The sequence below is a fragment of the Variovorax defluvii genome (assembly GCF_039541515.1).
Classification (GTDB): Bacteria; Pseudomonadota; Gammaproteobacteria; order Burkholderiales; family Burkholderiaceae_C; genus Variovorax; species Variovorax defluvii.
In genome coordinates this window covers 1-8,993 of sequence record NZ_BAABGJ010000057.1, presented here as the reverse complement: position 1 = coordinate 8,993, position 8,993 = coordinate 1, and the positions used below count along the sequence as shown (strand labels likewise).

Sequence of the window (8,993 nt, the reverse complement as noted above, 5' to 3'; positions counted from 1 at the left end):
CCTGGGTCTGCTCGTGGCTGGCGGCGGTGATCTCGCCGATGATGTCCGTCACCCGCCTGACGCTGCCCACGATTTCTTCCATGGTGCGGCCGGCCTCGCCCACCAGCGCGGTGCCGGCGTCCACCTTGCCGACCGAGTCGTCGATCAGGCCCTTGATCTCCTTGGCGGCCGAGGCCGAGCGCTGCGCCAGGTTGCGCACTTCGGCGGCCACCACCGCGAAGCCGCGGCCCTGCTCGCCGGCCCGCGCCGCTTCCACCGCCGCGTTCAACGCCAGGATGTTGGTCTGGAAGGCGATGCCGTCGATCACGCCGATGATGTCGACGATCTTCTTCGACGACGCGTGGATCGACGCCATGGTGTCCACCACCTGGCTCACCACGTCGCCGCCCTTGACCGCTACTTCGGAGGCCGACTGCGCCAGCTGGTTCGCCTGGCGCGCGTTGTCGGCGTTCTGCTTGACGGTGCTGGTGAGCTCTTCCATCGAGGCCGCGGTCTGCTGCAGCGAACTGGCCTGCTCCTCGGTACGCGAGGACAGGTCCTGGTTGCCCGAGGCGATCTGGCTCGACGCGGTCGCGATGGTGTCGGTGCCGTGGCGGACTTCGCCCACCACCCGCGCCAGCGCCACGTTCATCTCGCGCAGCGCGTGCATGAGCTGGCCGGTCTCGTCGCCCGACTCGACCTCGATGCGTGCGCTGAGGTCGCCCTTGGCCACCGTCTGCGCCACTTGCACCGCCTGGCTCAGCGGCCGGGTGATGCTGCGCGCGGTCAGCCAGGCGCAGAGCGCCCCCAGCACCAGGGCCAGGGCCGACAGCCCCATCATCAGGTGGCGCCCGGCGGTGCGGTCGCGCGAGATGCCGGCCGCGATGGCGTCGATCTGTTCGCGCTCGTGCCGCGCGATCTTCGTCACCGCCTCCTCGTAGACGCCCAGCGCCGCCGCGAAACGCGTGTCGGTGAGCTGGTTGGCGCCCGCGGTGTCGCCGGCGGTCTTGAGCTTCACGATCTCGGCCAGGGTGTCCAGCACGATCTTGCGCGCATCCGCGACCTGGCCGTAAAGCTTCTTCTCCTCGGCGCTCCCGAGCAATTCCTCCAGCTTCTTCTGCACCGGGTTGATGCGCTGCGAGGTCTCCAGGCGGCTCTTGGCGAAATAGGCTTCGGCCGCCGGATCGCCGGCCTTGACCATGGCGAAGGTCTGCACGATCGCCGTCCCCAGCAGCTTGGCCCATTCACTCGCCAGCCGCTCCTTGACCAGGGCGCCGTGCATCATCTCGTCGGTGGCATCGCCCACCCGCTCCAGGCGCAGCATGCCGGTGCCGGAGATCGGGGCAAGCAGCAGCAGCAGGGACGCGAAGCCGAAGCCCAGGCGCGTGCCGATCTTCCAGTTCTTGATGTTCATGGACCTTCCCTCGAATCAGAACTCGGTCCAGTCGCCGCCGGCGGTGCCGGCGACGCTGCCGGCCAGGGCCGGCTGACGCAACACGGGCTCGCGCTTCGCGTCGGGCCGGGGCAGGGCCTTGGCCGGCACGGCCGGGGCTGCGGCCACGGCCACCCTCGATGCAGGCGCCACCCCCTGCACCGCCGCCTGCGCGCCCTGCTCCAGCCGGAACACGCGCACCGAGTCCACCAGCGAGCCGGCCTGTTCCTGCAAGGCCTGCGCCGCCGCCGAGGCTTCCTCCACCAGTGCGGCGTTCTGCTGCGTGACCTGGTCCATCTGCGTGATGGCCTGGTTGATCTGCTCGATGCCCTGGGTCTGCTCCTGGCTCGCGGCGGTGATCTCGCCCATGATGTCGGTCACGCGCCGGATGCTGTCGACGATCTCGCCCATGGTCTTGCCGGCCTCGCCGACCAGCGCGGTACCGGCGTCCACCTTGCCCACCGAGTCGTCGATCAGGCCCTTGATCTCCTTGGCGGCGGAAGCCGAGCGCTGCGCCAGGTTGCGCACCTCGGCGGCCACCACCGCAAAGCCGCGGCCCTGCTCGCCCGCCCGCGCGGCCTCGACCGCGGCGTTCAGCGCCAGGATGTTGGTCTGGAAGGCGATGCCGTCGATCACGCCGATGATGTCCACGATCTTCTTGGACGACGCATGGATCGAGCCCATGGTGTCCACCACCTGGCCCACCACCTCGCCGCCCTTGACGGCCACTTCGGAGGCGCAGAGCGCGAGCTGGTTGGCCTGGCGTGCGTTGTCCGCGTTCTGCTTGACGGTGCTGGTGAGTTCTTCCATCGAGGCCGCGGTCTCTTCCAGCGAGCTGGCCTGCTCCTCGGTGCGGGAGGACAGGTCCTGGTTGCCGGAGGCGATCTGCCCCGACGCCGTCGCGATGGTGTCGGTGCCCGAGCGCACCTGGCCGACGATGCGGGTCAGGCTGGCGTTCATCTCGTGGAGGGCACGCAGAAGCTGCCCGGTCTCGTCCGTCGTGCTGGCCTCGATGCGGCTGGTCAGGTCGCCGGCGGCGACCGATTGCGCCACCTTCACCGCCTGCGCCAGCGGCCGCGCCACGACGCCGGCGATCCAGACCGCGAAGCCCAGGCCCAGCAGGATGCTGCCCGCCAGCACCGCGATGATCCAGGTGCGGCCCTGCGCGTAGGAGGCGTCGGCCTCGGCGCTGGCGCGGTCGCTGCCCTCGACGTTGATCTTCACGAGCTGGTCGATGGTGGCGTTCATTTCCGAGCTCGCACTCAGCGAGTCGCCGCGCAGCAGCGCCAGGGCCTCGTCGGTCTTGTTCGCGCCGGACAGGGCGAACAGGCGGGCATGCACCTGCCCGTACTGGACCATGGCCTGGGCCAGCTTGGGATAGAGGGCGCGCTCTTCGGGCGTGCTGATCAGTTTCTCGTACTGGCCGCGGGCCTTCTGCAGGGCCTCCCAGGTCTCGACCGCGACCTTGTCATAGCGTGCCATTTCTTCCGGCGCGGCGGAGAGGATGTGCTGCATCTCGACCGAGCGGTAGCGCGCGACCAGGGCCTTGATCTCGAGCAGCGTGCGGGTCGAGGGCATCCAGTCGCCCGCGATCTCGGTCGACTTCTGGTTGACCTTGGACAGCTGCAGCACCGCGAAGATGCCCAGGAAGGCCGTCAGGACGAGGACGGCCGCGAAAGAGAGAAGCAGCTTGCTCGCAAGCCGCAGGTTGTAGAAGGCTTTCATCATTCTTCTCGCCACGGCGGATGCTTCAGGCGGCGACCCTTTCCACCAGGCCCATTTCTTCGCTGGACATCAGGCGGTCGATGTCCACCAGGATCAGCATCCGCTCCTCCAGCGTGCCCAGCCCGATCAGGTAGTCCGTGTCCAGCGCCGACCCCATCTCCGGCGCCGGCTTGATCTGATCCGCGTTCAGCGTGATCACGTCCGACACGCTGTCCACCACCATCCCCACCACCCGGCCGCCGATGTTCAGCACGATCACCACCGTGAACTGGTCGTAGGTCGGCTGCCCTAGCGCGAACTTGATGCGCATGTCGATGATCGGCACGATGATCCCGCGCAGGTTCACCACCCCCTTGATGAACTCCGGCGCGTTCGCGATGCGCGTCACCGCGTCGTAGCCCCGCAGCTCCTGCACCTTCTGGATGTCGATGCCGTATTCCTCCTCGCCCAGCGTGAAGGAAAGGAATTCCAGCGGGCGGGCGGCGGGCGTGGTGGAAAGGATGGCCGCCCCGGCTGCGGCCTGCTTCGTCTGTTCCGAGGTCTTCATCAACATGTCGGTGTCCATTGAAATTGCGTCGTGGAAAGCCCGCGCCGTGCGCGGACCGGCTTGACCAGCTGATCTGTTCTCTGCAGATATCGGCCGCCGGACGCAGGTCTTGAAGGCCCCGCTGCGAATTCAGGCGGCGGCCTGCAACCTGAACACGCTGACCGACGCCACCAGCTGGCCCGCCTGCTCCTGCATCGAGGCCGCGGCAGCCGCCGCCTCTTCCACCAGGGCCGCGTTCTGCTGCGTCACCTGGTCCATCTGCGTGATGGCCTGGTTGATCTGCTCGATGCCCAGCGTCTGCTCGTGGCTGGCGGCGGTGATCTCGCCGATGATGTCGGTCACCCGCCTGACGCTGGCGACCACCTCTTCCATGGTGCGGCCGGCCTCGCCCACGAGCGCCGCGCCGGCATTCACCTTGCCTGCCGAATCGTCGATCAGGCTCTTGATGTCCTTGGCGGCCGCGGCCGAGCGCTGGGCCAGGTTGCGCACCTCGGCGGCCACCACCGCGAAGCCCTTGCCCTGCTCGCCCGCCCGCGCGGCCTCCACCGCCGCGTTCAGCGCCAGGATGTTGGTCTGGAAGGCGATGCCGTCGATCACGCCGATGATGTCGACGATCTTCTGCGAGGAGGCGTGGATCGAGCCCATGGTCTGCACCACCTCGCCCACGACCCGCCCGCCCTTCACCGCCACCTCGGAGGCCGAGAGCGCCAGCTCGCTCGCCTGGCGCGCGTTGTCGGCGTTCTGCTTGACCGTGCTGGTGAGTTCTTCCATCGAGGCCGCGGTCTGCTGCAGCGAACTGGCCTGCTCCTCGGTGCGCGAGGACAGGTCCTGGTTGCCGTTCGCGATCTCGCCGGAGGCCGCGGCGATGGTGTCGGTGCCGTGGCGCACCTCGCCCACCACCCGCGCCAGGCTGGCGTTCATGCCCTGCAGCGCCTCCATCAGCAGGCCGGTCTCGTCGCGCGCCTTCACCAGCACCTCGCTGCGCAGGTCGCCGGCGGCCACCGTCTGGGCCACCTGCACCGCCTCGTTGAGCGGCCGGGTGATGCTGCGCGTCAGCAGCCAGGCCAGCACCGCGCCCAGGGCGAGGGCCAGCACCGCCAGCCCGATCACGTTGGCGCGGCCGGAGCGGTAGAGCGCGTCGACCGAGGCGGCCGCCTGGTCGATGCGCTCGCCCTGGTGCGCCAGCATGCCGCGGATGCTGGCGTCGTAGGCCTCCAGCAAGGGGATCAGTTTCTGGTCGGTGAGCTGCCGGGCCTCGTCCAGCCGGCCCTCGCCCTTGAGCTTGAGGATGGTGTTGCGCAGGCTCACGTACTCGCTGCGCCGCTTCTGGATGTCGGCGCTGATCGCCTGCTCTTCGGGCGTGTCCAGCATCCCCTCCAGCTTTTTCTGCGTCTCGGAGATGAGCGCGCTGGTCCTGGTGATGTTCTTCTGCAGGTAGTCCTGCACCTCGGGGTCGTTGCTCTTGACCAGCGAGAACGTACGCACGCTGTTGTTGCTGGTGTTGAGCAGCCAGTTCGCGGCCAGCCGCTCCTTGACCAGCGAGCGCTGCACCATGTCCTGCGTGGCCTCTCCCACCTTCTGAAGGCGGAACACGCCGATGGCCGCGACGATGGCCAGCAAGGCCAGCACGAGCGCGAAGCCGAGTGCGAGGCGGGTTCCGATGCGCCAGTTTTTCATCTCTCTGTCTTCCCGTTCAGGTTCAAGCCGCAAGCTTTTCGATCAGGCCCATTTCTTCGCTGGACATCAGGCGGTCGATGTCCACCAGGATCAGCATCCGCTCCTCCAGCGTGCCCAGCCCGATCAGGTAGTCCGTGTCCAGCGCCGACCCCATCTCCGGCGCCGGCTTGATCTGATCCGCGTTCAGCGTGATCACGTCCGACACGCTGTCCACCACCATCCCCACCACCCGGCCGCCGATGTTCAGCACGATCACCACCGTGAACTGGTCGTAGGTCGGCTGCCCCAGCGCGAACTTGATGCGCATGTCGATGATCGGCACGATGATCCCGCGCAGGTTCACCACCCCCTTGATGAACTCCGGCGCGTTCGCGATGCGCGTCACCGCGTCGTAGCCCCGCAGCTCCTGCACCTTCTGGATGTCGATGCCGTATTCCTCCTCGCCCAGCGTGAAGGTCACCACCTCCAGGCGGCTGCCGGCGGCGAGTTCGGTTGCGTTGCCCTGCGGGCGAAGACTCGTGATTTCAGCCATGGGATCTCCCTCCATCCATTTCCATCAAGTGAATTTCTGCATGATCCGGACGAGCTTGTTCCCGTAGTGCGGATCGGTGGCGTAGCCCGCCTTCTGCAGGCCGTGCGCGGCCTCGGCCGGGTCGTCGGTGGCGAGCACGCCGGCATAGCGCGGGTTGCGCGTGATGAACTTCGCGTAGTCGGTGAAGGCCTCCTCGTAGGAACCGTAGGCCCGGAACTTCGCGCGCACCTTCTGCGGCTCGCCGTCCACGTATTCGGTGGTGGTGGTCTCGACCGTCGGGCCCTTCCAGCTGCGGTCGGCCTTGATGCCGAACAGGTTGTGGCTCTGCGTGCCGTCGTCGCCGCGGATCTCGCGCTTGCCCCAGCCCGATTCGAGCGCGGCCTGCGCCAGGATCAGCGGCGCGGGCACGCCGCTGGCCTCGCTGGCGGCCTGGGCCGAGGCGCCCATGCGGCCCACGAAGGCATCGACCTGGCCCTGCAGCGAGGCGACCGTGGCCGGCGGGCGCTCGGCGTTGCTCTGGTAAAGGCTGAGGTCCGCGGGGCGGCGCGCGGGGGCGGCGGTGGCGGACGGCGTGGGGGCGGAGCCGAGCGGGATGCCGGCCTGCGGCTTGAGCGCGACGCCGGGCGGCGGCGCCAGCGACAGGCCGGCGAGGGCCTCTTCGCCCTCCGGCGCGGCAGAAGGCAGGCTGCGGCCGAGGTGCGCCAGCATGGCCTCGGCCAGGCCCACGCCGCGGCCGGAGAGGTTCTGCGTGAGCTGCTGGTCGAACATCGACAGGTAGAGCTTCTCGCTCTGGCTGTCGAACAGGCCGCTCTCGGGCACCGCCTGGCGCATGCTCTTGAGCACCATGTTCATGAACAGGGCCTCGAACTGGCGCGACACCTGGCGCAGGCCCTCCTCGGGCGAGCCGCGCACGGTGCGCCGCAGCGCATCCACGCCCTGCACGTCCAGCGCGAAGCGCTGGTCGAGCGCGGCGCTGCGGTCGGTCGTAGCGATCGTCATGGGGTCAGATGATCTCGAGCTCGGCGCGCAGGGCGCCGGCGCTCTTCATGGCTTGCAGGATGGACACCAGGTCCTGCGGATTGGCACCCAGGCTGTTGAGGCCCTTGATCACGTCCGACAGCGAGGCGCCGCCGCGCACCATCTGCAGCGCGCCGCCGCCTTGCTGGACCGAGATCTGCGAGGTCTGCGTCGCCACGGTCGAGCCGCCCGAGAAGGCGCCAGGCTGGCTGATCACCGGCTCGGTGTTGATCACCACCGACAGGTTGCCGTGCGCCACCGCGCAGTCGTTGACGCGCACGGCCTGGTTCATCACCACCGAGCCGGTGCGGGCGTTGATCACCACGCGGGCCGCGGCCTGTACGGGCGTGACATCGATGTTCTCCAGGCGGGCGAGGAAGCCCACGCGTTCCTGCTGCTCGGGCGCGCGCACGCGGACCATGCGCGCATCGGCCGCCTCGGCGGTGCCGGGGCCGAGCTGGCGGTTGATGGCCTCGACCACGCGCTGGGCGGTGCCGAAGTCGGAGCGGTTGAGTTCCAGCGAGAACATGCCCTCGCCGCCCACCGGCGCCTCCACCGTGCGCTCCACCAGGGCGCCGCCCGGGATGCGGCCCGAGCTCAGTTGGTTGATCTGCACCTTGCTGCCGTTGGCCGAGGCGCCGGCGCCGCCGACCACCATGTTGCCCTGCGCGATCGCGTAGGTGGCCCCGTCCACGCCCTTGAGCGGCGTCATCAGCAGCGTGCCGCCGCGCAGGCTCTTGGCATTGCCCATGGACGAGACCGTGACGTCGATGGTCTGGCCCGGCCGCGCGAAGGACGGCAGCGTGGCCGTGACCATCACGGCCGCCACGTTCTTGAGCTGCATGTTGACGCCGGCCGGCACCGAGATGCCCAGCTGCTGCAGCATGTTGTTCAGGCTCTGCGTGGTGAAGGGCGTCTGCATGGTCTGGTCGCCGGTGCCGTCCAGGCCGACCATCAGGCCGTAGCCGATCAGCGGGTTGTCGCGCACGCCCTGGATGCTGGCCAGTTCCTTGATGCGCTCGGCGTGGGCCGGCGCATCGGCAGCCAGCAATGCCAACGCTGCAAAACCACTCAACAGATATCGCGATAGACGCATGACTAGACCTTTTCAAGCGGCACCGGAACGGGCCGGGTTCGGGGGACACCGCGGAACCGGCTTTGCCGGGCCGCTGGTGTCGCCCCCGGTGAGGGGGTTGGCGGACCACACGAAGTGGGGGAGCCTGGGGGAGAGCATTTAGAACGGCATGACGTTCAAGAAGAATCGTTGCATCCAACCCATGTGCTGGGCTTCGTCGATGTAGCCCTTGGCTGTGTATTCGATGCGCGCGTCGGCCACCAGGGTCGACGGCACGGTGTTGCTGCCGGAGACGGTGCGGGGGTTCACCACGCCCGAGAAGCGGATGTACTCGGTGCCCTGGTTGATGCCCATCTGCTTCTCGCCGGAGACGAGCAGGTTGCCGTTGGGCATGACGTCCACCACGGTGACGGTGATCACGCCGTTGAAGGTGTTGTTGGCGTTGGCGCCGCCCTTGGCGGCGAGGACGTTGTTGCCGGAGAGCTTGGCATCCTGGTCGTCGAGCAGACCGCCCAGCAGCTTGGGTATGGTCGGGAAGGCCATCGCCATGCTGCCGGTGCGGCTGGCGTTGGCGCCGGAGTTCTTGCTGGCGTTGACCTTCTCGCTGATGACGATGGTCAGGATGTCGCCGACATTGCGCGGCCTGCGGTCCTCGAACAAGGCGTTCGCACCGGGGCCGTCGCGGAAGATGGCGCCGGTGGCGCGCGGGGCCGGCAGGGGCTGGTAGGGATTGGCGCGCGCGGTCATCGGCTGGTGCACGAGGGGCTCGCGCGGGATCTGCGCGCAGCCGGTGACGAGCAGCACGGCCAGCGCGGCGGCGACTGGACGATGAATTCTTGCGCCGAAGACCGAAGCGCCTTGGCGTTTTGTTGCGGTCATTGCTTTGTGTTCCCTTGGGAATGGGCTCTGGGCCTTTGTTTTGGCCTTGCCTGTTGTTTGGCGCAGGAGCCGGGAATTCGCCCCGGCGGGCGAGTTACTTTCTTTGTCTCGCCAAAGAAAGTAACCAAAG

Annotated in this window: 8 protein-coding genes; all 8 read right to left on the bottom strand. The window is 68.4% G+C overall.

Features of this window, described 5'->3' with window-relative positions; genetic code table 11:
- Positions 1–1,393, bottom strand: a 1,393-nt coding sequence (locus tag ABEA07_RS17220; protein ID WP_345539370.1) for a methyl-accepting chemotaxis protein, incomplete at its 3' end; no start/stop codon positions are given.
- A gap of 15 nt (positions 1,394–1,408) precedes the next feature.
- Positions 1,409–3,136, bottom strand: coding sequence for a methyl-accepting chemotaxis protein (locus ABEA07_RS17215; RefSeq protein ID WP_425584150.1), 1,728 nt, complete (start codon positions 3,134–3,136; stop codon positions 1,409–1,411).
- 25 nt (positions 3,137–3,161) lie between these two features.
- Positions 3,162–3,683: a chemotaxis protein CheW gene (locus tag ABEA07_RS17210; protein WP_425584149.1), complete on the bottom strand. Its 522-nt coding sequence runs from the start codon at positions 3,681–3,683 to the stop codon at positions 3,162–3,164.
- 129 nt (positions 3,684–3,812) lie between these two features.
- Positions 3,813–5,360: a methyl-accepting chemotaxis protein gene (locus tag ABEA07_RS17205; protein WP_345539365.1), complete on the bottom strand. Its 1,548-nt coding sequence runs from the start codon at positions 5,358–5,360 to the stop codon at positions 3,813–3,815.
- Between the two features lie 22 nt (positions 5,361–5,382).
- Positions 5,383–5,892 carry a chemotaxis protein CheW gene (locus ABEA07_RS17200; protein WP_345539364.1) on the bottom strand — a complete coding sequence of 170 codons (510 nt, stop codon included), beginning with the start codon at positions 5,890–5,892 and terminating at the stop codon, positions 5,383–5,385.
- Positions 5,893–5,916: 24 nt separating this feature from the next.
- Positions 5,917–6,891 carry a flagellar assembly peptidoglycan hydrolase FlgJ gene (gene flgJ, locus ABEA07_RS17195; protein ID WP_345539363.1) on the bottom strand — a complete coding sequence of 325 codons (975 nt, stop codon included), beginning with the start codon at positions 6,889–6,891 and terminating at the stop codon, positions 5,917–5,919.
- Between the two features lie 4 nt (positions 6,892–6,895).
- A complete protein-coding gene (locus tag ABEA07_RS17190; protein WP_425584148.1) occupies positions 6,896–8,005 on the bottom strand; it encodes a flagellar basal body P-ring protein FlgI in 1,110 nt (369 codons plus the stop codon).
- Positions 8,006–8,143: 138 nt separating this feature from the next.
- Positions 8,144–8,863: a flagellar basal body L-ring protein FlgH gene (locus tag ABEA07_RS17185; protein ID WP_345539361.1), complete on the bottom strand. Its 720-nt coding sequence runs from the start codon at positions 8,861–8,863 to the stop codon at positions 8,144–8,146.
- Positions 8,864–8,993 lie beyond the last annotated feature (130 nt).

Coding starts and splice junctions, on each gene's coding strand:
- ABEA07_RS17215 (WP_425584150.1), bottom strand. CDS start 3,136: ATGAAAGCCTTCTACAACCTGCGGCTTGCGAGCAAGCTGCTTCTCTCT.
- ABEA07_RS17210 (WP_425584149.1), bottom strand. CDS start 3,683: ATGAAGACCTCGGAACAGACGAAGCAGGCCGCAGCCGGGGCGGCCATC.
- ABEA07_RS17205 (WP_345539365.1), bottom strand. CDS start 5,360: ATGAAAAACTGGCGCATCGGAACCCGCCTCGCACTCGGCTTCGCGCTC.
- ABEA07_RS17200 (WP_345539364.1), bottom strand. CDS start 5,892: ATGGCTGAAATCACGAGTCTTCGCCCGCAGGGCAACGCAACCGAACTC.
- flgJ (WP_345539363.1), bottom strand. CDS start 6,891: ATGACGATCGCTACGACCGACCGCAGCGCCGCGCTCGACCAGCGCTTC.
- ABEA07_RS17190 (WP_425584148.1), bottom strand. CDS start 8,005: ATGCGTCTATCGCGATATCTGTTGAGTGGTTTTGCAGCGTTGGCATTG.
- ABEA07_RS17185 (WP_345539361.1), bottom strand. CDS start 8,863: ATGACCGCAACAAAACGCCAAGGCGCTTCGGTCTTCGGCGCAAGAATT.